General features: G+C 67.4%; 19 protein-coding genes. 3 read left to right on the top strand and 16 right to left on the bottom strand.

Features of this window, described 5'->3' with window-relative positions:
• Window positions 1–13: 13 nt before the first annotated feature.
• On the top strand, window positions 14–1,321 hold the full coding sequence (locus LJ737_RS26260) for a Y-family DNA polymerase (RefSeq protein WP_227769752.1): 1,308 nt from the start codon (window positions 14–16) through the stop codon (window positions 1,319–1,321).
• An 83-nt stretch (window positions 1,322–1,404) separates the two neighbouring features.
• Here the strand turns inward: LJ737_RS26260 and LJ737_RS26255 are convergent, their stop codons facing one another.
• The 10 genes from LJ737_RS26255 to LJ737_RS26210 all read right to left on the bottom strand — a co-directional run bounded on the left by LJ737_RS26255 (window position 1,405) and on the right by LJ737_RS26210 (window position 11,662).
• Window positions 1,405–2,268 (bottom strand): hypothetical protein, encoded by an 864-nt coding sequence (locus tag LJ737_RS26255; RefSeq protein WP_227769751.1) that lies wholly within the window; start codon window positions 2,266–2,268, stop codon window positions 1,405–1,407.
• Window positions 2,269–2,301: 33 nt separating this feature from the next.
• A complete protein-coding gene (locus LJ737_RS26250; protein WP_227769750.1) occupies window positions 2,302–5,121 on the bottom strand; it encodes a S8 family peptidase in 2,820 nt (939 codons plus the stop codon).
• A gap of 358 nt (window positions 5,122–5,479) precedes the next feature.
• Window positions 5,480–5,764 carry a hypothetical protein gene (locus LJ737_RS26245; RefSeq protein ID WP_227769749.1) on the bottom strand — a complete coding sequence of 95 codons (285 nt, stop codon included), beginning with the start codon at window positions 5,762–5,764 and terminating at the stop codon, window positions 5,480–5,482.
• Window positions 5,765–5,902: 138 nt separating this feature from the next.
• Entirely contained in the window at window positions 5,903–6,826 is a 924-nt protein-coding gene (locus LJ737_RS26240; protein WP_227769748.1) for a universal stress protein, read from the bottom strand.
• Between the two features lie 162 nt (window positions 6,827–6,988).
• Window positions 6,989–7,729, bottom strand: coding sequence for a LytR/AlgR family response regulator transcription factor (locus tag LJ737_RS26235; protein WP_227769747.1), 741 nt, complete (start codon window positions 7,727–7,729; stop codon window positions 6,989–6,991).
• Window positions 7,730–7,765: 36 nt separating this feature from the next.
• Window positions 7,766–8,944, bottom strand: a complete 1,179-nt coding sequence (locus tag LJ737_RS26230; RefSeq protein ID WP_227769746.1) for a sensor histidine kinase — start codon at window positions 8,942–8,944, stop codon at window positions 7,766–7,768.
• 13 nt (window positions 8,945–8,957) lie between these two features.
• Window positions 8,958–9,551, bottom strand: a complete 594-nt coding sequence (locus LJ737_RS26225) for a DUF7010 family protein (protein ID WP_227769745.1) — start codon at window positions 9,549–9,551, stop codon at window positions 8,958–8,960.
• An 85-nt stretch (window positions 9,552–9,636) separates the two neighbouring features.
• Window positions 9,637–10,575, bottom strand: a complete 939-nt coding sequence (locus LJ737_RS26220) for an alpha/beta fold hydrolase (RefSeq protein ID WP_227769744.1) — start codon at window positions 10,573–10,575, stop codon at window positions 9,637–9,639.
• A gap of 423 nt (window positions 10,576–10,998) precedes the next feature.
• Entirely contained in the window at window positions 10,999–11,337 is a 339-nt protein-coding gene (gene bamE / locus LJ737_RS26215; RefSeq protein ID WP_227769743.1) for an outer membrane protein assembly factor BamE domain-containing protein, read from the bottom strand.
• A 10-nt stretch (window positions 11,338–11,347) separates the two neighbouring features.
• Entirely contained in the window at window positions 11,348–11,662 is a 315-nt protein-coding gene (locus LJ737_RS26210; protein ID WP_227769742.1) for a sll1863 family stress response protein, read from the bottom strand.
• Between the two features lie 225 nt (window positions 11,663–11,887).
• On the opposite strand from LJ737_RS26210, the gene LJ737_RS26205 reads away from it, so the two are divergent.
• Window positions 11,888–12,328: an energy transducer TonB gene (locus tag LJ737_RS26205; protein WP_227769741.1), complete on the top strand. Its 441-nt coding sequence runs from the start codon at window positions 11,888–11,890 to the stop codon at window positions 12,326–12,328.
• A gap of 74 nt (window positions 12,329–12,402) precedes the next feature.
• On the opposite strand, the gene LJ737_RS26200 is transcribed toward LJ737_RS26205, so the two are convergent.
• The gene (locus tag LJ737_RS26200; RefSeq protein WP_227769740.1) at window positions 12,403–12,969 is read right to left on the bottom strand and encodes a hypothetical protein; all 567 of its coding nucleotides are present in this window, start codon (window positions 12,967–12,969) and stop codon (window positions 12,403–12,405) included.
• Window positions 12,970–13,381: 412 nt separating this feature from the next.
• Between LJ737_RS26200 and LJ737_RS26195 the strand changes: the two genes are divergently transcribed.
• Entirely contained in the window at window positions 13,382–15,268 is a 1,887-nt protein-coding gene (locus tag LJ737_RS26195) for a chloride channel protein (RefSeq protein ID WP_227769739.1), read from the top strand.
• 36 nt (window positions 15,269–15,304) lie between these two features.
• On the opposite strand, the gene LJ737_RS26190 is transcribed toward LJ737_RS26195, so the two are convergent.
• The 5 genes from LJ737_RS26190 to LJ737_RS26170 all read right to left on the bottom strand — a co-directional run.
• Complete coding sequence (locus tag LJ737_RS26190; RefSeq protein WP_227769738.1) at window positions 15,305–16,612, bottom strand: dicarboxylate/amino acid:cation symporter; 1,308 nt, start codon at window positions 16,610–16,612, stop codon at window positions 15,305–15,307.
• Between the two features lie 267 nt (window positions 16,613–16,879).
• A complete protein-coding gene (locus LJ737_RS26185; protein WP_227769737.1) occupies window positions 16,880–18,118 on the bottom strand; it encodes a PQQ-dependent sugar dehydrogenase in 1,239 nt (412 codons plus the stop codon).
• A 61-nt stretch (window positions 18,119–18,179) separates the two neighbouring features.
• Window positions 18,180–18,683: a hypothetical protein gene (locus LJ737_RS26180; RefSeq protein ID WP_227769736.1), complete on the bottom strand. Its 504-nt coding sequence runs from the start codon at window positions 18,681–18,683 to the stop codon at window positions 18,180–18,182.
• Between the two features lie 159 nt (window positions 18,684–18,842).
• A complete protein-coding gene (locus LJ737_RS26175) occupies window positions 18,843–21,809 on the bottom strand; it encodes a PKD-like domain-containing protein (RefSeq protein ID WP_227769735.1) in 2,967 nt (988 codons plus the stop codon).
• A gap of 584 nt (window positions 21,810–22,393) precedes the next feature.
• On the bottom strand, window positions 22,394–23,428 hold a 1,035-nt coding region (locus tag LJ737_RS26170; RefSeq protein ID WP_227769734.1), incomplete at its 5' end, for a T9SS type A sorting domain-containing protein.

Here is a 23,428-nt window from a genome sequence, read left to right as displayed (position 1 = left end):
CGCCCCGCTGCCGATGATTGCGCTGGTCGATTGCAACAACTTTTACGTGTCGTGCGAGCGGGTTTTTCAGCCCCAGCTGGAGGGCCAGCCGGTGGTGGTGCTCAGCAACAACGACGGCTGCCTGATTTCGCGCTCCGACGAGGCCAAGGCCCTGGGCTTCGAGATGGGGGAGCCGTACCACTTGGCCCGGGCGCGGCTGCAGCAGCACGGCGTGCGGGTGTTTTCCTCCAATTACGCCCTCTACGGCGACATGTCGCGGCGGGTGCTGCGGGTGCTCGGCGACTTCACGCCCGAGGTCGACGTGTACTCCATCGACGAGGCCTTCCTGAACCTGAGCGGCATGCAGTACTGCGCCGAGGCCGGCCTGGAAGCCTACGCCAAAACCATTCGGCGCACCGTGCTGGAGCACGTGGGCATCCCGACGGCCGTGGGCGTGGCCCCGACCAAGACGCTGGCTAAACTGGCCAATCGTTTGGCCCGGCAGCAGGCGGAACAACGGGTGATGGTGCTCGAAACGGAGCAGCAGTGCTGGGCCGCCCTGAGCCAGACGAGCGTGGAGAAGGTGTGGGGTATCGGGCGGCGCTATGCGCCTAAGCTGCAGGCCGAAAACATCAAAACGGCCGCCGACCTGGCCGGCGCCTCCGAAAGCTGGGTGCGGCGCCACCTAGGCGGAGTAGTGGGCGTGCGGCTGTGGCGGGAGCTGCGCGGGCATTCCTGCCTGGATTTCGACCCGACCGAGCTGGCAGCCGAGCCCGGGCAGCCCACGCCGGGCCGGCACAGCGTGTCGTGCACGCGTTCCTTTGGGCAGCCGCAGCGCTCCATCATCACCCTGAGCGAAGCCGTGGCCACCTTCACCAGCCGCGCCGCCGAAAAGCTGCGGCTGCACGGCCTGGCCGCGCACGTGCTCACAGTGATACTGGGCACCGATAAGCACGCACCCGGCAACGGCCCGCGCACCCACACGGCCGTGGTCACCTTGCCCACCTCCACCAGCGACACGGGCCAGCTGATCGAAGCGGCGCTGCAGAAGCTGCGGCTGCTGGCGCGGCCCGGCACGGCCTACTGCCGGGCCGGCGTCACGCTCAGCGGGCTCGAACCGGCCGGGCAGGCGCAGCTGAGCATGTTTGGGCACTCGGCCGAGCAGCTACAGCAGCGCCAGCAGCTTATGGCCCGCCTCGACGCGCTCAACGCCCGCTTCGGCCGCGGCACCGTACGCCACGCCGCCACCGGCCTCGACGACAGCCTCTGGCGCGGCCGCCGCAACCTGATGTCGGCTGCCTGTACTACCGACTGGCAGCAGCTGTGGCAAGTGCGCAGCTAGGGGCTGTCGACAACTCCCGGTTCACAGGGCTCTGAACCGGGAGTTGTTCTATAGCACCGTTGACCAAACCGGCAGTACGAATTTTAAGGCTGCCGCGTGAGGACGAAGGCTGGATTTTCGGCCACGATGACTTGGTAAGAATCGTCGATATAGTGGAAGGGATAGAGGTGCAGCTGCCGGCCCGCGGCCAGGTACTCAGTGGCGTAGTCGGCGGAGCTGCCATCGGCGCGGTGCAGGCGCACGACGGAGAAGATGGTGGGCCGTCCAGGTTGGTTTGGGGGAACAAGTTGCCAAGCGGCTGCGGTGGGCGGCAGGGCTACCTGTTCCCGCACTAAGGTGCAGGCCGCCAGGCCCGGCCAGCCACTGAGCTGCCCATCAGCGTAGCGCAGGGCTACGGGCTGGTGGCGCCCCACGGAGTCAGTGAGCAGGTAGCGGCCCGCCAGGTGCAGGCGCAGCAGCTCGGTCCAGTAAGCGGTGAGCGGCCGGCCCAGCACCTGGCGGGTAAACCACACCGTATCGGTGCGGCCGGCTTGGCTGATATCGAGGCGCAGCTGCTGGTGCTGGTAGCTGAGGTAGAATTGCGTATCCGGGAAGCGGGTGGTCCACCGGCCGTTTACCCGCTGCAAATGCATCTGCCGCTGAAACGGCAGCGCCACGCGCGTGCCACGGCGGAGCTGGGCCCGCCGCAGCGGCAACTCGCCGCCCTCATTATAGGGCGAACAAAAAATGACCACCTCCGCCCGCCGGCCCGTCTCGCTGGATTCGCGGCGCAGGGCCAGAAACGAAATCGGGTCCAGCAGCCGCTGCTGACTGGGCCGCGGGCCGTAGGCCAGCACGCTGTCAACGTAGGCCTGCGGTAGCCAGCAGGATTCGGCCAAGCCGTTTTGGGCCCGGGCCGGGGAAGGCAGGCCGAGCAGCAGAGCGGCACTGCCCAGGCGAGGTAGCAAGGGGAGCAATTTCAATCAGGGAGGAGCGCCTAATCAGCGCTGCAGCAGCACGCGCCGGGTGGAAGTTTCACCCTGAACGCTCTGCCAGCGCAGCAAGTATACGCCGGCGGGCAGGTGCTGCACATCGAGGACGGGGCTGCTCGGGCCCACCCGCCAGCGGCCCACCGGCTGACCCAGGGCGTTGAGCAAAGTCAGGGCGGAACCAGTGTTGCCGGCGGGCAGCACCACGCGCAGGCGGCCGGTGGTGGGGTTGGGGTAGAGCTGCCAGTCCAGCTGGCTAACCGACGCGGCGCGGGTCGGCAGCACCTGCTGGTAGCGGATCTGGGCCGCGTCGGCGGCGGCTTGCAGCTGCGGGAGCGAGGGCGCGGCCAGCACCGCAAAGGCCATCACCACCGAGTCGCCGGGGGCGAGGCGGCCCAGGACGGCGCCCACCACGTGGGACACGTCGGAGCCCACGGAGCCGCCGGCGGTGCGCTGCCGGGCGCGGTTGTTGAGGGTCAGAAACTTCTCGGCCGAGGAAAACCCGTCGCCAAAATACACCGGGGCGGCGCTGCCGGCGCCGTTGTTGAGGGCGTAGTACGAGGCCACGGCGCGCGTATCGGGGCGCAGCAGGCGTACGCCGGCGTAAAGCGAGGCCGCGGCGGGCTGGGGGGCGTTGGCCACGTAGCCGAGCAGGCGCGTGGAGTCCCAGGCCGCCACGTTGCGGGCGGCTTCGGCGGGCAGGTCCCAGTCCATGAACAGGCCGGCGTGCAGGGGCTTGAGCGTATCAGCCGAGGCGTTGCGCACGGTGTACTCCACGATGGCGTAGTCGCGGTCGGCGGCCGGGGCGGCGTAGGCCAGGGCCCGCTGCCGCACCCGCACGCCCAGGGTGCGGCCCCGGCTCAGGCTGGGCAGCGAATCTTGAAACACGCCGGCGGCCTGCTGATCGGCCGAAGCCAGCGGCAGCAGCCGAATGGCCTGGCGGGTGAAGAAGTCGTAGTCCGCAGTGTAGAGCGGGGCGCTGCGTAGGCGGTCCATCACCTTGGTGGGGCCGGTGGCCACCAGCAGGCCGCCTTCCGAGAGCAGCACCGCGGAGTTGCGGTAGGTGATGCTGGCGCCAATTTCGTTGTTGGTGCCCTCGTAGCCGAGGTTGCCGCGGCTGGTCACGGTCAGGTGCAAGTCGTTGGCAGTCAGTACCACGTAGTCGGGGTTCAGCTCCAGCACCACATACTGGTCATCTTGGTAGCCACCGGCGGCCGTGAAGCGGCAGCGCAGCACCCCGCGGGTGTTGATGGGCGTGCCGGCAGCCACGCTGAGCTGCACCGGGGCCACGGCAGTGCCGCCGGTAGCCAGGGCGCCGAGGGCAACGGGGCCGCTGGTTACCGTCAGTTCAGGGGTGAGCGAGGTAACGGTGAGCGTGAGGCCCTGCACCGGCAGCAGCAGGTTTTCGGCGGTGAGCGTGAGGCGGGCCGTATCGGCGGGCAGCAGGCGGGCGCGGCTCAGGCGCTGCGCGCGGATGCGCACGGCCGTCTGGTTCGGGCCCAGGCTCAGGGCGCGGCGCACGTTGAGGCGGCCCGAGCCCAGCTTGCCGGCCAAGGTGGTGTTGCCCATCACCGCGTAGATGTCGTCGGTGGTGCGGCGCAGCACGGCGGCCACCTGGGCGGCGTTCAGCGCCGGAAATCGGTGGCGCACCAGCCCGGCCGCCGCCGCCACGATGGGGCAGGCAAACGAGGAGCCGCCCACGGCCACGTAGGCGCTGTCGTGGTCGGCCGCGGTGGTCAAAATTAGGTCACCGGGGGCCGAAAGCGTGACGCGGTAGCTGTAGGTCAGCACCTGCCGGTCGGTGGGCGAGACGCCGGCCACCGACACGACGTTGTCGTAGGAGGCGGGGTAGAAGTCCAGCTCGGCGTTGGCGTTGCCGGCGGCCACCACCACCACCGCGTCGTGGTTGAGGGCGGCGTAGTTGATGACGTCCTGCTCGAACTGCGACTTGCCGCCGGTGCCGCCCCACGACACGTTGATGATTTTGCAGCCGTGGTCGGCCGCGTACACGATGGCCTCGTAGCCCCCAAACGCCCCGGCGGCGGTGCTCGGGTAGATTTTCAGCGGCAGGTAGCGGCAATTGAAGCCCACGCCGGCCAGACCCTTGCCGTTGTCGGGGCGGGCCACGGCGCAGCCGGCCACCAGCACGCCGTGCCCGCCGTAGGGTGGCCCCACCGAGGGGTCGTTGTCGCGGTCGGCCGTGTCCCAGCCGCGGAAGTTGTCGATGTAGCCGTCGTTGTCGTTGTCCACGCCGTCGATAGGGTCGGCGTAGTTGAGCTTCACTTGCCCGCGCAGGTCCTGGTGCGTGAAGCGCGTGCCCGTGTCGGTGATGCCGATGACGATGGTGGAGTCGCCGCGGTCCAGGTCCCAGCCGCGGTAGGTCTGGGTTTTCTTCAGGTAGTATTGCGTCGCGGCCTGGTTGGCAATGGTCGAGTCGGCGAGCGGGTCGTTGGGCTGGTAGAGCGGGGCGCGCTGGTAGAGCGGCTCCACGTAGCTGACGAGGCCGGTGCCCACGAGCAGTTGCCGCACCTTGCCCAGCGTCAGCCCGGGCGCGTAGCGAAACTGGTAAATACCGCGCAGCTCCACGCTGCCGGGCCGCTCCTTGCTCGGGGCCAGGGCCCGCGGAAACTTCTGCTCCAGCCCGCTGGCGCCGAGTGCACGCAGGGCGGCTTCGAGTTGCCCGATCTGCGCGCCGGCGGCCAGCCGGAGCACGGCCGTGCCGGGCAGCGTGGGCGAGGGCGCCGCGCCGGCCGCGGGCACCTGGGCGGCGGCGCGGTAAGCCAGTAATACACAGGCGCAGGCGGTAACGAACAGGCGTAGGAGTCGGGTCATCGATGCAAATGAATGGATAAAGCAGCTCGGGCTTACCTACGTAAATTTAGCGGCCGAGCCGGCATCGCCGCCGAACTTTTCGATCAACGGCTCCGGGTATTCCGCCAACCCCGGATGGCGCCCGGTACGCCGCGCCGCCGATTGCCGTGACGCTGCAGGAGCAAGCCGCGCAAGAGTTTACCCCACCGCCCGCTTCCCCAGCCGCGGCAGGCTTTCCCGCTGACACCATTGCCCGGGCCGCCACGCCGTGCCGGGGCCCTGCTGCGTCGGGGAAGACTGCCGCCGACCGTCGCCGGGTAATAAAAAAGGACCGCCAGACGGGTCTGACGGTCCTGATCAGGTGGGTGACCCGGGCGGGTTAGTTGGAAGCGGCTTTGCGGCTGGCGTTGCCGTTGCTGTACTTGAACTTCTTGCTGCCCTTCACCGTGCGAAACTGGTAAGGGTTGTTGGATTTCAGGTCCAGGCCGGTGCCGAGGCTGCCGCCACGGGTTTGTTTGTACTGGCGTTTATCGTTGCCGCGCTCGGTGCCGCGGTTCGATACCGACTTGTAGTTGTGCGGGTTTTGCATGGCGGCGTCGCCACGCGAGCAAGCGGAACCGCTGAGCAGGCAGGCGGCGGCACCCAAGTATAGTAGAGGTTTCATGGCGGAATTGGCGAAAGTGAGAGAAGGAAGGAGTACCAGCTTAACGGCTGGGTACCATGCCGTTCCTTTTACTGAATTCGCCGCAAAAAAGATGTGTCCCGGGGCGACAAACCGCGGGAGCCGGCGGGGCCACCCGGGCTAGCAGCGGCGCCGCCAGCGCACCGGCGCGGCCTCGGGTACCACCAGTGCCGGTATAGGGCTGCGCAGCATCAACCGGGCGCTGGTGCTGGTCTCAAACTGCTCACCGGGCAAGGTCCGCTGCCGGGCCACCAGCAGCAGCAATTCGGCCTCGCAGGCCTGGATGAGCTGCAAAATGCCTTCTTCCACCGAGCTGTGGTAGGCCGTGTGCAGGGTGTGGGGCAAGTCGCCGAGCAGGCCGATTTCGGCCAGGCGGGCCAGCAAGGCGGCGGGCGGCGGGGCCGGCTCATCGGCGGTGTACACGTGGATGCCGACGGTGGACGGGGCCAGCTGGGCCAGCAGCCGCCCCGCCGCCCGGCGGCCGCTGCCGAGGTAGAGCACCCGCGTGTCTTGGCGCAGGCTCAGCAGCAGCTCGGTGACGCGGCGGGCGCTGCTGGGCAAGCGCACGGCCTGCCCGTCGGTGTCGAGGGCGAGGCGGGCCGGCACCTCGGCCGGGGCCGCAAAGGCAGCGGGCACCAGCAGCAGCGGGTTGGGCAGCAGGCGGCAGAGGTAAAACAGCGACCGGGCGGTGGGCAGCGCCGTATCGGCCGGGCGGCCCACCACCAGCACGTCGGCGGCGGCGAAGTGAAACAGCTGCGTCAACTCGGCGGCCACGTTGCGGGTGACCAGGGTGAAGCGGCAGGGGCCCTGCGCGGCTAGCTCAGCGGCTTGGGCGCACAGTCCGGCCACCAGCGCATCGGCCGACTGCCCGGTCGGCCGCGGAAAATAGGCCGCGGCCGCGTCGTGGCGGGCGGGCAGCACCGCCAGCAGGCGCAGCTCGACCGGTTGCTGGTGGCGGCGCAGGTAGCGTACCAGCATCAGGGCATACGCCAAGGCGTTGTCGGCCGCCGCCGAGCCGTTCATCAGTACGCTGAAAGTGGTCATAGCCTGGAGCCGCCGGGAGCCGCGGCGTTCAGGCAAGGTACCGAAAAGGTGGGCTTTAATTATTAAAGTTATATTAAAAATACGAAAAGTTAATTATTTTAATCTGAAATGGGCTTGCTCGTATGTAGCGCAGCTCGGCCGAAGCAGCCGCTTCTGGCGGCGCTAAAAACTCAAGGCCTCGCGGAAGCGCATCGACTGCTGCCGGGACACTTCCACCTCGCCGCCGCCGCGCAGCCGGATTTTCAGGGTGCTGCTAAACCAGGGCTCGATGTGCTCGATCCACTTCAGGTTGATGATCTGCTGGCGGTTGGCGCGGAAAAACACCGCCGGGTCGAGGCGGGCTTCGAGTTGCTGCAGGGTGCGCGGAATGAGCGGGTGCACGTCGTGGAAGTGCAGGCGGGTGTAGTTGTCGGCTACTTCCAGCAGCTTCACTTCCTGCAGGCGCACAAACCAGCACCGCTCGCCGTCCTTCACAAACACCTGGTCGGTTTCGCGCAGCAGCTCGCGGGCGGGGGCCGGCGCGGCGTCCGGGGCGTCGGCGGGTTCGGGGTGCGCGGCGGCGCGGGCTTTGGCCAGGGCGGCGGCCAGGCGCTGCTCGTCCACGGGCTTGAGCAGGTAGTCCAGGGCATTCACCTCGAAGGCCTGCACGGCGTACTGGTCGAAGGCGGTGGTGAAGACCACCTGCGGGGTGGCGCCCTCCAGGCCGGCCAGCAGCTCGAAGCCCGAGCGGCCGGGCATGTGAATGTCGAGCAGCAGCAAATCGGGGCGCAGCTCGCCGATGCGCTGCTGGGCTTCGTCGGCGTTGGCGGCTTCGCCCACCACGGTCACGTCGGGGTGGCGCTGCAGCAGGCGGCGCAGCTCCTGGCGGGCCAGGCGGGAGTCGTCGACTACGAGAACGTTCATGCGGGTAAAAGTCGAGGGAGAATCAGCAAGAAGTACCTAGTGGGGCCGTGCCCCGGCCGAACCGTAGGCCGCGAGCTGGGCATCGAGGCCGAACCGGTCGGGGCCCAACGCGGCGGAATCGTGGGTCAGGGGCAGGCGCACGGTGGCGCGCACGGTGTCGGCGTCGGCTTGCTCCAGGTGCAGCGTGGCCTGCGGCCCAAAGAGCAGGCGCAGCCGCTCGCGCACGTTGCGCAGGCCGGTGCCGGTGCCGTCGGGGCGCGGGGCCGCGGTGTCGGGGCTGAGCTGGCCGGTGTTTTCCACCGTCAGCAGCAACTCGGGCGGGGCGCAGCGGGCCTGCACGTGCAGCGTGCCGCCGGCCGGGCGCGGGGCCAGGCCGTGCTTCACCGCGTTTTCGACGAGCACCTGCACCAGCATGGGCGGCACCGACACCGCGAGGCAGTCGGCGGGCACGTCGAGGGTGTAGCGCAGGCGCTCCTCCAGCTGCAAGGACTCCAGCTGCAGGTAGTCGCGCACCACGGCCAGCTCGCGGCCCAGCGGCACCTGCTCGGTGCGGTTCAGCTGAATGGCGTAGCGCAGCAGCTCCGAGAGGTGGCTGAGCATGTAGCGGGCGCGCTCCGGGTCCTCGCCGATGAGGGCGCGGATGTTGTTGAGCCCGTTGAAGAGAAAATGCGGGTTGATCTGCGCCTTGAGCGTCTGCATTTCGGCCTCGCGCACGGCCGCGGCCAGCTTCCACTTGTCGATTTCGGCCTGGCGGTAGCGCTCCAGGTAGTGCTGCCCGAAGTACAGCGTCGACCACAGCCACATCACAAACTCCACGTTGATGGCGTAGCCGATAAACATGCTCCAGTTGTACGACTGCCCGGTGCTGGCCGGGTGCAGCAGCAGCAGCGAGGCCCGGGAGAGCAGGCCAATGATTACCTGGCTGAGCACGGCCACGATGGTGTGCGCCAGCAGCAGCCGGGGCAGCAGCCGCCCGATGGAGAGGCTGACCCAGCCGTGGCGCTTGGCGTAGTTGCGCAGGCCGTGGCTGAGGCCGAGCAGCGTCAGGGCCACGTACAGCTCCACCAGCGAGAGGAACGGCAGGGCGGGGCGGTTCGAGCCGGCGAAAATGAACACCAGCACCAAGCCGAGCACGCCGTAGAGCAGCCAGCCGACCAGTTGAAGCAGCCAGTACGTGCGGCGGCGCTGGGGCGAAGCAAAGGAAGTCGTGAACATAGGGCGGGGCGGGTTACGCGGCTAAGGTGGCCGGCGCCGGGGCCTGCCGGTAGCGGGCAGCGTTGCGCCGGTAGGCCGCGTAGGCCAGCCCTACCAGCCCGGTCAGGCTCAGCGCCACAAACAGCGGAATCAGGTAGGGCCGCGCAGGCGCCGCCGTCAGCTCCAGCACCAGGCAGCCCGCCGCAATCAGGCCCGCCGCCCCGGCGTAGGCCGTGGTGCGGTACAGCCAGGCAAACGGAAAGAGGTGCGCCCCGGTGATGATGCCGTAGGTCATCACGAAGTGCTGCGGTGCCCGCATGTACATGAAAATGAGCACCGGAAAGTAAAACAGCTGGGCGAAATTCAGCCACAGCCCCAGCGGCTGCAGCGGGTTGCCAGCCACCGTCCACGTGGCGCCCAGCAGCCGGCCGAACAGGTAAGCCAGCGGCAGCACCAAGCAGCCCGCGCAGAACGTGGCCAGGCCCTTCAGCGTCGGCGAGTATGGCAGCGCCCAGATGCCGGCGATGAGCAGCCAGACCACCGTGGCCGCGGCAAGGAAATGCACCCCGTTGCGGGCTTTGGTGGATAGCTCGAGGCGGTACACGTCGAGGGCGGCGGCAGCGGACATGGCTGGAAAAGCGGAAGAGTGTAGAAACCGGGACGAACACGCGGTTTCGGCGGCCCCAAAGGCCGGGCCGCCGAAACTATTCAATTTATTTCTTTGCCAGGGCGTGCTGCTGCAGGAAGGCGTCGGCCTGGGCAAAAAACCACTGCGTATCGTCCCACATCAGGAAGTGGCGCCCGGCCTCCGACATTTCGATGCGGTGCTGGGGCAGCTGGGCGTACTGCTGCTCGAAGATGGCGCGGGTGCTTTCCTTGGTCGAGCCGTACTGCTTGTAAGCCGCCCAGGCGCCGAGTACGAGCACCGGCTGCTTGATGCGGGCCACGTCCTGGCGCAGGTCGGTGGTGTACATATCGTACATGGCCTGGCCCACGGTGGCGCGGTCCGACTGCCGGCTCCAGCGCATAGCCACGGTCTGCCGGGCCGTGTCGGTAATCATGCCGTCCATCATCAGGCGCTGCTGGGCGGCCGGCATGTTGCCTTGGCTCATTTGCTGGCGCGTGGCCTCGGCCATGGGCCGCACGGTTTCCACGGTGGCGTTGGGGTTCTGAATGGCCGAGAGAAAGGGCAGCGAATCGACGATGAGCAGCGGGCCCACGGCCTCGGGCTGGGTGGTGCTCATCCACAGGGCCAGGAAGCCGCCCAGGCTGTGGCCGATGACGGCCGGGCGCTGCAGCCGCTGCGTCTGGATGTACTGCAGCAGCTGGTCGCGCACGTTCTGCAGCAGGTGTTCGGTGCTGGCCGGGGCCGCCGCGCCGCCGAAGCCCGCCAGCGACACCACGTGGCATTGGTACTGCTTCTGGTAGTGGGCTACGGTTTCGTCCCACACCGCGCCGGGGCAGGTCAGGCCCGGAATCAGCAGCACCGGCTGGCCCTTGCCCACCACGCGCACCGTGAAGTTGGGGTGCTGGGCGGGGTTGTCGGCGCTGATGCGGGTGGCCGGGGCCGCGGCTTGGGTGGCAAGGGGCGCGGCGGTCAGCAGCAGGGCGGCGTAGGCGGCGGCACGGAGGGCGGTAGCGAAGCGTTTCATGGTCATCAGGGGTTGTGTGGCGTGGTTGATGATCCAAAATTGGCGCGCCGCCGGGCCGAGCGGAAGCAAAACCTGGCCGAACGGTAAGCCCCCGGGCCGAACTGCAGAAAAGCCGGGGCGAGTGGGAAGGGGAGAAGGTGAGCAAGGGATTAGGCCCGTCATCCGGAGCTCAAGCCAAGGATTTTCCTCGCGCCCGGCCCCGCCGCTGATGCCAACGTGCAGGCGCTAGCAGTTCTGTTATGTCGAGCACAGTAAGACCTCTAAATGGACAAAGCTGCGCCGGGTTTCTCGACTACGCTCGGCATGACAACGCACAAGCGCAGCCCCCAACGTCGGGGCGTTGGGGGCTGCGCTTGTGCGTCGGTGCGAGGAAGGTTCTTCGCGGCGCTCCGGATGACGGGCTAATAATCAGGCGTCACCAGGCTACTCCGTCTTCGTGGTGTTGGCGTCGGGGCGCACGTCGCCGCGGGCCTGCGGGGCGCATTCCTTGCTGGTCACGCGGCCGTCGGCGCCGAAGAGGATGCGGATGGGCTGGGTATCGGTGGCGCTGCCGAAGAGGTAGGACCACGTGTGGCCGCCGTCGGCGCGGGTGTCGTCGCCGGTGGGGGCGCCCATGGTGCGGCGCACCTGTTCCTGCGTCATGCCGAGCTCCACCTTTGTGCACTGCTCCGCGTTCTGGAAGCTTTCCTGGGCGGTGCAGGCGTGCAGGGCCCAGCCCAGCAGCACCAGCAACAACAGGCCTAAGAGTCGTTTGGAGAACATGGCGCGGGGCTTAAAACAGCTTGCTGATGTCCTCGCGCAGCGTGTCGATGCCGCGCTTGAGGTCGGTCCACACGCTGCCGCTCCGGTCGTCGTCGGCGGGGGTGTTGCGGTCGGCGTCGCCGAGCTGCTCCCCGAGCTGCCGGCGCTTTACTTCCAGGGCCGCAATGTGCTCGTGATAATGGTGCGGGGCGCCGGCGGCCGTGGTGTTGGCGCGGGCGTGCAGGGTCTTGATTTTCGTGTCCAGCTCGTCCAGCGCCTGCTGCAGCTCGACGGTGCTCAGGTGGTGGGGGGCACGCATGTGGTTGGGGTTCGGAACGTAGGACATAACAAGTGAGCGAGAGAAGGGGCGCCGGCCACGCCCGGCGGGTAGGCCTTGTACTGCCCCCGGCCCCGAAAAGATGCCCGCGGCCCCGCCGGCCGTGTTACCAACCTAAACGCAATCCAACCATAACGCGGAAGTAATACCCCGCGCTGACCCGGCACCTACTTTTGCGTACCCCGGCCGAAAACAGCTTTGTCGCTTATGCAACGATTTGTACTACTGGTATTTATGTTATTGGTTGGTCAAAACATATTTGCGCAGGCCGGTCGGCCCCTGGCCATCAGCAGCTCCGGCACCGACAGCGCCACCCAATCGGTGACGGAAGGCGGGGCCGCGGCGGAAGCTGCGCCGGCCGTCTACAACGTGGCCGAGGTGATGCCCGGCTTTCCGGGCGGGGCCGGCGCGCAAATGGCGTTTCTGCGCGACAAGCTGAAATACCCCGAAGAAGCCCTGCGCAAGGGCGTGGCCGGCAAAGTGCTGGTGCAGTTCGTGGTGGATGAGCGCGGCCACCTCATCGACCCGCAGGTGGTACGCGGCCTCGGCGCCGGCCTCGACGAAGAAGCCCTGCGCCTGGTGCGCATCATGCCCTGGTGGACGCCCGGCCTCGTCGGGGGCAAGGCCGTGAAGGTGCTCTACACCCTGCCCATCGTGTTTCGGGCGCTGGAGTAGAACAAAAGTGAATTTGTGAAGGGTGAACTTGTGAAGTGGGGTTCTGGCAATTCACAAGTTCACCCTTCACAAATTCACCACTTGACCACGCCTCCCCACTGCCGGGGCAGGCCCAAGTCGCGGGCCAGGGGCGCGGCGGCGGTGCCCCACACGTTGGTCAGCAGCTCGTTGATGGCATCGGCCAGCTCCAGGTGGTAGTCGGCTTCGAGCTTGTCGGCGAGGCGCAGGGCGGTATCGGCGCGGCGCACGAGGTGGCTGAGCAGGGGCTGGGTGGTGCCGGTGAGGCGGGCCACGGCGGCCGGCTGCTGCTGAAAGACGTTGTTGAGCAGGCGCACCGTCAGTTCCACTTCGCCGAACTGGTCGCCGGTAATCTTGCTGTGGTAGCTGATTTGATTCTGTAACTGTCGCAGGATGAGCAGCAAGTCGTTGGGCGTCTGGTGGTAGCCGCGGATGGGGTCGTCGAGCCGCTCGCGCAGGCGGGCCCGACGGTCCTCCAACGCGTCTTCGCCCTCGAGCAGGCGGAACTGCAGCTGCTCGGTCAGCACCTTGTCCTGGCAGACGAGGCGCACCAGCAGCTGATCCTTTTCCTTTTGGGGCAGATTGAGCAGGGCTTTGCGCAGGGCGGGTGGGAGAGAAGCCATTGAAGGAATATGCGTACAAGAACTAGACCTTCAATAACGCAAAAAGCGCCCTTTTGGCTCCAAAAAGGTCAATAATCTTGCGCCGCATCTGGCTCGTCACCCAAGCCGGCGCGGCCCCAGGCTGGGCACCAGCCCTCGGCTACCGCCACCGCCGACGACCGAACGAGCGGCGGCCTGCCGCTGGCCAAGCCAGGAGCAAAGGATTTTCTCGCGCAAAGCGGCGCTAGTGCGCCGCGTCTCGCCGGCGCCGGGCCGCGCGCTGCTGCGGCTCGCCTAGCAAGGCGCTGGCGGCCAGCGTGGTTTTTTGGCCTGTTTATAAACTCACCACTCGTTCACGCGGTTCGTATAAACTAGCCCCTTTCCGGCTGCGGCTTTTCGGCCGCTCATCGCCCACTTATCCCCACACAAGTTCATGAAGCATCCTTCCTTCGCACAAGGTATTCCGGTAGCTCCTTCCCTGGAGCCCACCCTGGCCGACGACAACGTGCACCCCCGCGTGGCGCCCGACAAGCAGCGGCTGCTGCGCATGTCGCTGCTGGCCGTGCTGGTGGCCGTGACCGTGAGCGTGGTGGCGCGCCTGCTGGTGTACCTGATCAACCTGGTGTCGAACCTGGTGTTTTACGGCGAAGCGTCGGTGGGCTACCACAGCCCGGCCGAAAACCACCTCGGGCTGTGGGTGATACTGATGCCCGCGCTGGGCGGACTGGTCGTCAGCCTGATGGCCATGTACGGCTCCAAGGCCATACGCGGGCACGGCATTCCGGAGGCCATGGAGCAGATCCTGACCAACCAGAGCCGCATCAAGCCCTCCATCATGTACCTCAAGCCGCTGTCGGCGGCCATTTCCATCGGCACGGGCGGGCCGTTCGGCGCCGAAGGGCCCATCATTGCCACGGGCGGGGCGCTGGGCTCCACGCTCGGGCAGCTGATTCCCATCACCCACCACGAGCGGAAAGTGCTGCTGGCCGCCGGCGCCACGGCTGGCATGTCGGCCATTTTTGGCACGCCCATCGCGGCGGTGTTCCTGGCCATCGAGCTGCTGCTTTTCGAGTTTTCGCCCCGCTCGCTGCTGCCGGTGGCCCTGGCGTGCATCACCGGGGCGGCGGGCCACCACCTGCTGTTCGAGCAGGGGCCCGTGTTTGAAATGCCGGAGCTGGCCGCGCCCAGCAACGTGGCGCTGGCCACTTACAGCGTCATCGGTGTGCTGGTGGGGCTGGCTTCGGTGGCCGTCACCAAAATCGTGTACTTCATCGAGGACAGCTTCGAGAAGCTGCCCATGCACTGGGCGTGGTGGCCGGCGCTGGGCGGGCTGGCCGTGGGCGGCATTGGCTACTTCGCCCCGCGCACGCTCGGCGTGGGCTACGAGAACATTTCCGCCACGCTGTCGGGCACGGCCCCGCTGACGCTGCTGCTGACCCTGTGCCTGCTCAAGTTTGCCTCCTGGGCCATTTCGCTGGGCAGCGGCACCTCGGGCGGCACGCTGGCGCCGCTGCTCACCATCGGCGGCGCGCTGGGCGCCCTGCTGGGGCTGGCCATCCAGCAGTACGTGCCGGGCGCCGACATTGCCCTGCCGCTGGCGGCGCTGGTGGGCATGGCGGCCATGTTTGCCGGGGCCTCGCGGGCCCTGCTGACCTCCATCGTGTTTGCCGTCGAAACCACCGGGCAGGGCCAGGCGCTGCTGCCGCTGCTGGGGGCTTGCACGGGGGCATACCTGGTGTCGTTTCTGCTGATGGGCAACACCATCATGACCGAGAAAATAGCCCGCCGCGGCGTGAAAACGCCCGTGGACTACGAGCCCGACCTGCTGGACAAAGTGTCGGTGGAGCGGGTGCTGCAAAGCAACATGATTGCCATCAGCACCGACAACACCATCCGCGAGGTGCGCGCCTGGACCGAGCGGGAGCCGGAGCGGGTGGCACCCCACTTGGTGGCCGTGGGCCCCGACGGGGCGTTTGCCGGCATCATCAACACCATGGCGCTGGCCAGCCGGCAGGTCGACGAGCACGCCCCCATCGGGGAGCTGCTGCAGCCGCGCACGGCCACCGTGCGGGCCACCGACAGCCTGCGCACGTCCGTCGAGTGCATGGCCCGCGAGAACGTGGACGTGCTGCCGGTGCTGGCCGTTACCGGGCCGCCCGTGGTGCTGGGCGTGATTTCCTACCGCGACATCCTGGACGCCTACAAAAACCGCCTCGAAGCCGACGGGGCCAGCGCGCCGCACATTTCGCTGAAGCGCAAGGGCCTGCGGGTGCTGCTGCGCGGGCAGGCGCTCATGCAGGCGCCGCGAAAAAGGGCTTAATGCCCAGGCGCCGCCGAGTTGTTCAGGCCGGCGGCGCTACCGGGCGGGCGGCAGCGGGTGTTCGGGCAGTTGCACGGCGCTTTCGGGCGGCAGGGCGCCGGCCAGGGCCAGCTGATTTTTGGCCTCGTCGAACTCGTTTTCGCTCTTGGCCACCACCACCGTCGCCACCGCGTTGCCGATGATATTGGTAATGGCCCGGGCTTCCGACATAAACCGGTCGACGCCCAGCAGCAGGGCCATGCCCTCGACGGGAATGGTCTTGGTGGCCGCCAGGGTGGAGGCCAGCACCACGAAGCCCGAGCCGGTGACGCCTGCGGCGCCCTTGCTGGTGAGCATCAGAATGCCGATGATGGTGAGCTGCTGGCCCAGGGTGAGCGGGATATTGAAGGCCTGCGCCAGGAAAATGCTGGCCATCGAGAGGTAGATGGTGGTGCCGTCGAGGTTGAAGGAGTAGCCCGTCGGGATGACCAGCCCGGCCACCGAACGGGAGCAGCCGAAGGCCGTGAGCTTGTCAATGAGCCGCGGCAGGGCCGACTCCGACGAGGAGGTGCCGAGCACGATGAGCAGCTCTTCCTTGATGAAGCCCAACAGCTTGAGGATGCTGAACTTGTAATACCGCGCTACCGCCCCGAGCACGCCGAAGATGAACACGGCCATGGTGAGGTACACCGAGGCCATGAGCTTGGCCAAGGGCAGCAAGGTGCTCAGCCCGTAGGTGCCGATGGTGTAGGCCATGCCGCCGAAGGCGCCCAGCGGGGCCAGCTTCATCACCATGCCCAGCACCGCAAACAGCACGTGGCTCAGCCGCTCGAAGGTGCTGAGCAGGGGGCGGCCCACCGCCTCGGGCACCCGCGTGAGGGCCAGCCCGAAGAGCACGGCCACCAGCAGTACCTGCAGCACCTCGCCCTGGGCAAAGGCCCCGACCAGGTTTTCGGGCACGATGTGGGTGAAGAAGGCCACCCAGTCCATGCCCGCGGCCTGCTCGGCGTACTTCTGCGTTTCGGCTGCCTTGGCCGTGGCCGCCGAGGTGTCGACGCCCGCGCCGGGCCGAATCAGGTTGGCTGCCGCCACCCCGATGACCAGGGCCAGCGTGGTCACGAGTTCGAAGTAGAGCAGGGCTTTGCCGCCCACGCGCCCCACTTTTTTCAGCGAACCGATGCTGCCAATGCCGAGCACCACCGTCAGGAAGATGATGGGCGCGATGAGCATTTTGATGAGGCGGATGAACGTCTCGCCCACCGGCTTCAGGGCCGCACCCACGCCCGGAAAAATGGCCCCGACGAGCACGCCCAGCACAATGGCCGTAAGCACCTGCACCGTCAGGTTGCTGGTAAGTTTCTTCATGCCCGAGCAAGTTACGCGGGAAAATCAGGGCATCAGGCATTGGCCTATCCGTCATCCTGAGCAACGCGAAGGACCTTCCTCGCCCCCTGCACTGCCGCTACCTACAAAGCCCAGACGCTTTTCAGTAACGGCACTAACAGACGCAAGCGCAGCCACCGCCTCCCGGGTAGCAGGGCGTTGGCGGCTGCGTTTCTCAGTTGGTGCGAGCCAGGAGGAAGGTCCTTGGCTAAGGCTCCGGATGCCGGGCAGGGCTGCTATCCGTTGGCGTTACCCTTTCGTCTTCACCTGGGCCTTTTGCACCGGGGCCTGCCGGGGCGCGTTGTAGCTGATGCGGTAAATCACCCCGTTGTCGTCATCCGACACGAGCAGGGAGCCGTCGGGGGCCTGGACCAGGGCGCAGGGGCGGCCGAATTCAGCCTTGCCGCCCTCCACCAGCCAGCCGGTCACGAAGTCCTCGAACCGTTCGGGCTGGCCCCGGTCGTTGAAGTGCACCCGCACGATTTTGTAGCCCGCGGGCTGGGCGCGGTTCCAGGAGCCGTGCATGGTCACGAAAGCGTCGTTTTCGTACGTCGGCGGGAAGAGCTGCGCACGGTTGAACGTCAGCGCCAGCGGGGCCGAGTGGGCCTTGTAGAGCAGCGCGGGCCGCACGCACTTGGCGTCGAACTGCTGGTACGAGTCGCCGCTCTTGGGCTTGTTGGCGGGGTAGGGCTGGCCGTCGGCAATGATGCTGGGCCAGCCGTAGTGGCCGTTTTCCTTGATTTGGTTCAGCTCCTCCAGCTGCGCCTCGTCGCCCAGCCAGTCGATGCCGTGGTCCATGCCGAACAGCTGCCCGGTGCTGGGGTGCCAGTCGAAGCCGATGGTGTTGCGCAGGCCGCGGGCGTACACCGTGCGGCCCGAGCCGTCGGTCTTGATGCGCAGCAAAGTGGCGTTTTCGGGGTTGCCCTCGTCGCAGGCGTTGCAGGTGCTGCCTACCGACAGGTAAAGCTGCCCGTCGGGGCCGAAGCGCAGGGTGCGGTTGGCGTGCTGGCCGGCGTCGGGCAGATCGGTGTAGAGGGTTTTCAGCGCGCCCAGGGTGCCGTCGGGCTGCACGTCGGCCACGTACAGCTCCCGGATGGCGGCCATGTAAAGCTTGCCGTCCTTGAGCGCGAGGCCGTGCAGGTGCGGCTTCTGGGCCACCTGCTGCACCACGTCCGCTTTTCCGTCGTGGTTGGCGTCGCGCAGCAGGGTCACGGTTCCCTTCACCCGGTTCGACACGTACACGTCGCCGCCCGGGGCCACGGCCAGCATGCGGGGCATGTCGAGGCCGGTGGCGTACGGGCTGATAACGAAGCCGGGCGGCGCCTGCAGGCTGGCCACCCGTTCGGGCGTGGCGGGCAGCTTGTTGGGCAGGTAGATGTTGCCCGTCATCTGAAAGGGCGTGGCCTCGGGCGGCACATTCTGAGCGGCAGCGGGCAGGGTGGGCAGCAGGGCAGCGGCCAGCAGGAGCGGGAAAATGGATTGCGGCATGGGCAGGTCGAACGGCTGAGAATAGCTCAAACTGCCGTTGCGGGCGCGGGGTTGCGCCGGGCTACCACCACGGCCGGAAGGGCGTCACGAACACGTAGAGCACCGGCTCGGGGCGGTACAGGTCCAGGGCGTATTTCGCTTGGTTGAGCTGCGGCATCAAATCCAGCGCGGCCACCAGACTGGCGTAGCGTGCCCCGGAAGCAAAGCGGATGCACACGTCGGTCCGCTCGGCCGGATGCGTGCGGCCCCGGCGCAGGCGCTCGGCCACCGCCCGCAGCATGGCCGCGTCGTGCCGCACGTTGCCGATTAGGGTGTAGGAAAACCAGCGGCGCCGCTCCAGGTCGGGCGGGATGGTGAATGGTCTTACCGGCAAGTCCGCCGCCTGCTGTTCCCGCAGCCGGGCCTGCGCGACCGGCCAGGGAATGGGCATGGATACCTGCATGGCGTGCCGGGACGGCCGGAACAGCACCGGCACGAGGCGCTGCAACGCCAGCAGCGGCAGCACGCTGAGCGTCAGCCAGCCTACAGGCAGCGAAAGACGACGAAGGCGGGTACGGCGTAGCATTGCCCGCCCAACGCGCCCGCCGGCCGACTTGGTATAGCCGCCAGCTCAAGCTTCGGAACGTTTCGGCAACACCCGGCAACTCGTAGTGCGTCGGGCCGGAACCACGAAAAAGGCCCGTCCGAGTTCGGGCGGGCCTTTTCAGGACGAATCAGACGGCGCTTACTTCACCAGGCTGATGCTGTTGGTTTTGGTCTGCCCATCCGCCGAAACGCGGTAGTAATAGGTGCCGCTGGGCAGGGTGCCCCCTTTCAGCGTCACCGATTTGGTTTCGTCGGCCGGCACCTGCCCGTCGAAGAGCGTGGCTACCGGGCGGCCCAGCGCGTCGTAGGCCTGCACCACCACGTGCCCGCTCTTCGGCACCGAGAAGTTGATGGTGGCGTCCATGGTGGTGGGGTTCGGATAGGCTTCCGTGCGGATGCTGCGCTGCTGCAGGGCTGGCTGCTGCGGCGACTGGCCGGCCGGCCGGGCCGCACTCACGCAGTCGTTCGAGGCCGAGGTGCAGCCGCTGGGGTTGGTGTAGGCCACGCTGTAGCCCGAGCCGGCGGCCAGCCCCGTGAATTCCAGCACCTGCCCGGCCGGGTCGGTGGCCAGGCGGGTCAGCACGATGGGCGCGTACCCGCTGCGCGTCAGGGTGTAGGTGCCCGTCACCGGGTTGTTGACGGTCACGCTGAACGTGGTCGACGAGCAGCTGGGCGGGTTGTAGGTCACGCTGGGCGCCGCCGCCACCGGGTTCACCGTCACCGTGAAGGTGCGCGGGGCGCCCGTGCAGCCATTAGCCGTGGCCGTCACCGTCACCGTAGCCACCACGGACGCGCCTGTGGCGTTAACCGCCGTGTAGGCCGGGATGCTGGTTACGTTCGTGCCGCTGGTGCCAAAGCCCACGTTGGCCGTCGACGTCCAGCTGAACGAGGCTCCGCTCACTGGGCTGCTGAAGCTGATGGCGCCGGCCTGCTCCCCGGGGCAGTGCGTGCGCGGCGTAATGGCGTTGGTAGCCGGCAGCGGATTGACCGTCACCGTGAAGGTGCGCGGCGCCCCGGTGCACCCGTTGGCCGTGGCCGTTACGGTTATCGTCGCTACCACCGGCGCCGTGGTACTGTTGGCGGCGGTGTAGGCCGCAATACTCGTTACGCCCGAGCCGCTGGTGCCAAAGCCCACATCCGCCGTCGAGCTCCACGCAAACGTGGCTCCGCTCACCGGGCTGCTGAACGCAATGGCCGCGCCCGCGTCGCCGGCGCAGTGCGTGCGCGGCGTGACGGCATTGGTGGCCGGCAACGGATTGACTGTCACCGTGAAGGTGCGCGGGGCGCCCGTGCAGCCATTAGCGGTGGCCGTCACCGTCACCGTGGCCACGATGGGGGCACTGGTGGCGTTAGCGGCGGTGTAGGCCGCAATGCTGGTCACGTTGGTTCCGCTGGTGCCGAAGCCCACGTCGGCGGTGGAGCTCCAGCTAAAGCTAGCCCCGCTCACCGGGCTGCCGAAGCTGATGGCCGCCCCAGATTCGCCCGCGCAATGGGTGCGGGGCGTAACGGCGTTGGTGGCCGGGTTCGGATTGACCGTGACGGTAAACGTACGTGGCGCCCCGGTGCAGCCATCGGCCGTGGCCGTTACGGTTACCGTGGCCACGATGGGCGCCGTGGTCGAGTTGGCGGCCGTGTAGGCCGGGATGCTGGTTACGTTCGTGCCGCTGGTGCCGAAACCCACGTTGGCCGTCGACGTCCAGCTGAACGACGCCCCGCTCACCGAGCTGGTAAAGTTGATGGCCGCGCCCGCGTCGCCGGTGCAGTGCGTGCGCGGGCTAATGGCGTCGGTGGTGGGGTTGGGCTTCACCACTAGGCTGCGCGAGGCCGTGGCCGTTGAGCAGGTGGTGCCGCTCACGCTGCTGGTCGTGGTCAGCGTCACGGTGGCCGTCGTCACGCCCGTCACGGTGACGGTGGCCGTGGTCGTGCCGCCGGCGTACTGCGCGTTCGAAACGGTGCCCCCGGTGGCGCTCCACGCGGCCGTGCCGCCGGCGTAGGTGCCGCTCACTTGGAACGTGGTCGTGTTGTTGGCGCCTTGGCATTGCGCGGGCACCGCCGTCACGGCCGCCGTGGGGGTGGGGGCCAGCGAGAAGTTCAGGATGTCAAAATCCTTCAGCTCTGAGGTGTACGAGGGGGAGGAGCGAGTTTTCACCGTGACGGTGGCCAGCGGCGCGCACTGGTTGAGCACCGCCAGTTGCGGAATCGAGGAGAGGTTGATGCCGCCTTCCACCAGCTGCAGCGCGCCGGTCACGTTGGCGTAGGCCCCGTCGGTGTTAAACGAGAGGTTGGGCGCCACCGGCGCCACGTCCGCCGAGTTGGTCGACATAAACTGGTTGGTGCTGCTCAGCGGCTGCTCGGCCGACCACGTGCCGTCGCTCTGCCAGATGCGCAGGCCCACCACCGGCTTGTTGCCGCCGCCGGTGTAGTTGATGACGAGCAGGAAGTCGTTGACCGTGCGGCCGTTGGTTAGGCCGTTGCCGGTCAGGCGGCTGTTGATGACCTGCACGCCCTTCTGGTTGTACTCAAAATCGAGGTAGCTCGCCCCGTTCACCGAGCGGGTTTCGGCCCCAAAAAACAGCCAGGTGTTGCCGTTGACCACCCGCGAGTGCAGGTAGGTGTTGGTGATGTCGTTTTTCTGTGGGCCGCCGCTGCCGATCTGCGTGGTGTACGGGCTCTGCCCGGCCGCGATGTTGTCGCCGTTTTTGTTGGAGCTGCCCGCAAACGTCGACAGTTCGGCCACCGTCGACGAGGTGCCCCAGTTGCCATCCACCTGCCAGAGGGCCCGTCCGTCGGGCGAGGTGCCCGGCACCGACACGCCGCCGACCTGCTTTAGCACCGCTACGCCGGTGCCCGTGGCGCCCTTCGACCAGTCGTCGCCGTAGGTCGTCACCGTGGGAAAATAGTTCTGGTTGCCGCCGCTGCCGGTCCAGAAGCCGGGAATGGAACCCGACTGGAACTGCGCATCGACCTCAAAGCCGGCCTGGGTGCCACCGCGGCCGGGGTCTTGGGCCCGGGCCGCCGGGGCTGCCCAGCACCACGCCGCCAGCACTAGCAGCAGCCACGTCGCAGGCCGCGCGTGGCCCGTGTGGGAATGGAAAACGTTCTTCATACAGGGTAGGAAGTTGGAAAAGGTGTACCGGGCCACGGAGCGAAAGGCGCCGGGTAACGAGCAGGGCAGGAAGCGGAGGCGGGGCGGCTATGGCGAGCCGGTAGGAGGAGGGCTAAGGCAGGCGCGGAGGCAACACGCCGCCGGGCTGCGGCCACTGGGGCAGCAACCGTAGAGGCAACAACGCCCCGCAGCGGCCCGCAAACGGCCGCTGGTTGAGGGCGTACAGGAAGAGGAAGGCGGCTCCGGGAGGCCGCTGCGTGAGCAGCCGGGGCGGGCCAAGGGTGTGGGAAGGAGGGGTGTGTAAGGCGGCTTAGGAAGTTTAGAAACCAGCCAGGGCTTTCATGAGGGTATGCCCCGGCGCGGTTTTGGCCGACAAATCAGAGCCAACCAGCGGCGGCTTGGAGGTAGGTGAAAATAAGGATATTCATACAGTTTATCTAGTATTAGTTAAAATAATTATTAAAATATTGTTAAATATATGACAAAAGTTACCGAATTGAACTCAGCAGCTTGGCTAGATAAGCCAGCAAAAAAAGCCCGTCCAATTCAGACGGGCTTTTTTGCGAGTGAGCAGGATCAATGCCTTACTTGACCACGCTGAGGCGGTTGGTTTTCACCTGCCCGTTGGCGCTGACCTTGTAGAAATAAGTGCCCGAGGGCAGCGTGCCGCCCTTCAGCACCACGGAGTAGTTTTCCCCGGCTTGGGCCGGGCCATCGTAGAGCGTCATCAGGTGCCGGCCCATGGCGTTGTACACTTCCACCACGGCGTGCCCGCTCTGGGGCACCGTGAAGTTGATGGTCGCGTCGCGGCCCGTGGGGTTGGGGTAGGCTTCGGTGCGGATGCTCTGCAGCGGCGCCGGCGTCAATGCCGCACTGCTCTCGGCCCGCGGCGCCGGGCAGCTGTTGGTGGTGTAGTTGTTGCAGTCGGTGGCGGCCGATACGCAGCCCGCGCTGGACGTCACCGTGATGCTAAAGCCCTTGCCGGCTTGCACCGTGAAGACCACCGTGCCGGTGCCGTTGTAGGTGCGGGTCTGCGAGCCGCTCACGCCGGTCTGCGTCAGGGTATACGTCGCGCCCGACAGCGGGCAGGACACCGTGAGCGTGGGCGCCGTGAGCGTGCCGCAGAGCGTGGCTTCCTGAATCGTTACCACGGGCCGAGGCGGCGTGCCCGGCTGGCTATTCACCGTAACCGTCGCGGCGAGTGAGGTGCAGGAGCCCAGCGTAGCCGTTAGGCTGTACACCCCGCTGGCCACGTTCTGGAACACGCCAGTGGTGCTGGTGACGGCCGCACGCGCTGGGTTGGTGCCGGTGAGCGTGTAGGTGTAGCCGCTGACGGGGTTGGTTACGTTGACCGTGCCGGTGGCCGTGGTGCAGGTTGGCTGCACCACCGTGGCGGCCGGCATGGGCGGGGTGGGCGGCTGGGCATTTACCGTAACCGTCGAAGCCGGTGACGAGCAGGTGCCTTGCGAGGCCGTCAGGCTGTACGCGCCGCTGGCCACGTTCTGGAAGACGCCGGTGGTGCTGGTGACAGCGGCGCGCACCGGGTTGGTGCCGGTGAGCGTGTAGGTGTAGCCGCTGACGGGGTTGGTTACGTTGACCGTGCCGGTGGCCGTGGTGCA

The sequence above is a fragment of the Hymenobacter sp. 15J16-1T3B genome (genome assembly GCF_020711235.1).
Taxonomy (GTDB): Bacteria; Bacteroidota; Bacteroidia; order Cytophagales; family Hymenobacteraceae; genus Solirubrum.
This window is presented reverse-complemented; position numbering and strand designations above follow the sequence as displayed.

What these genes read in the sequence shown, in the direction of transcription:
- LJ737_RS26260 (WP_227769752.1), top strand. Translation starts at nt 14, where the DNA reads ATGATTGCGCTGGTCGATTGCAACAACTTTTACGTGTCGTGCGAGCGG.
- LJ737_RS26250 (WP_227769750.1), bottom strand. Translation starts at nt 5,121, where the DNA reads ATGACCCGACTCCTACGCCTGTTCGTTACCGCCTGCGCCTGTGTATTA.
- LJ737_RS26245 (WP_227769749.1), bottom strand. Translation starts at nt 5,764, where the DNA reads ATGAAACCTCTACTATACTTGGGTGCCGCCGCCTGCCTGCTCAGCGGT.
- LJ737_RS26240 (WP_227769748.1), bottom strand. Translation starts at nt 6,826, where the DNA reads ATGACCACTTTCAGCGTACTGATGAACGGCTCGGCGGCGGCCGACAAC.
- LJ737_RS26235 (WP_227769747.1), bottom strand. Translation starts at nt 7,729, where the DNA reads ATGAACGTTCTCGTAGTCGACGACTCCCGCCTGGCCCGCCAGGAGCTG.
- LJ737_RS26230 (WP_227769746.1), bottom strand. Translation starts at nt 8,944, where the DNA reads ATGTTCACGACTTCCTTTGCTTCGCCCCAGCGCCGCCGCACGTACTGG.
- LJ737_RS26225 (WP_227769745.1), bottom strand. Translation starts at nt 9,551, where the DNA reads ATGTCCGCTGCCGCCGCCCTCGACGTGTACCGCCTCGAGCTATCCACC.
- LJ737_RS26220 (WP_227769744.1), bottom strand. Translation starts at nt 10,575, where the DNA reads ATGAAACGCTTCGCTACCGCCCTCCGTGCCGCCGCCTACGCCGCCCTG.
- bamE (WP_227769743.1), bottom strand. Translation starts at nt 11,337, where the DNA reads ATGTTCTCCAAACGACTCTTAGGCCTGTTGTTGCTGGTGCTGCTGGGC.
- LJ737_RS26210 (WP_227769742.1), bottom strand. Translation starts at nt 11,662, where the DNA reads ATGTCCTACGTTCCGAACCCCAACCACATGCGTGCCCCCCACCACCTG.
- LJ737_RS26205 (WP_227769741.1), top strand. Translation starts at nt 11,888, where the DNA reads ATGTTATTGGTTGGTCAAAACATATTTGCGCAGGCCGGTCGGCCCCTG.
- LJ737_RS26200 (WP_227769740.1), bottom strand. Translation starts at nt 12,969, where the DNA reads ATGGCTTCTCTCCCACCCGCCCTGCGCAAAGCCCTGCTCAATCTGCCC.
- LJ737_RS26195 (WP_227769739.1), top strand. Translation starts at nt 13,382, where the DNA reads ATGAAGCATCCTTCCTTCGCACAAGGTATTCCGGTAGCTCCTTCCCTG.
- LJ737_RS26190 (WP_227769738.1), bottom strand. Translation starts at nt 16,612, where the DNA reads ATGAAGAAACTTACCAGCAACCTGACGGTGCAGGTGCTTACGGCCATT.
- LJ737_RS26185 (WP_227769737.1), bottom strand. Translation starts at nt 18,118, where the DNA reads ATGCCGCAATCCATTTTCCCGCTCCTGCTGGCCGCTGCCCTGCTGCCC.
- LJ737_RS26180 (WP_227769736.1), bottom strand. Translation starts at nt 18,683, where the DNA reads ATGCTACGCCGTACCCGCCTTCGTCGTCTTTCGCTGCCTGTAGGCTGG.
- LJ737_RS26175 (WP_227769735.1), bottom strand. Translation starts at nt 21,809, where the DNA reads ATGAAGAACGTTTTCCATTCCCACACGGGCCACGCGCGGCCTGCGACG.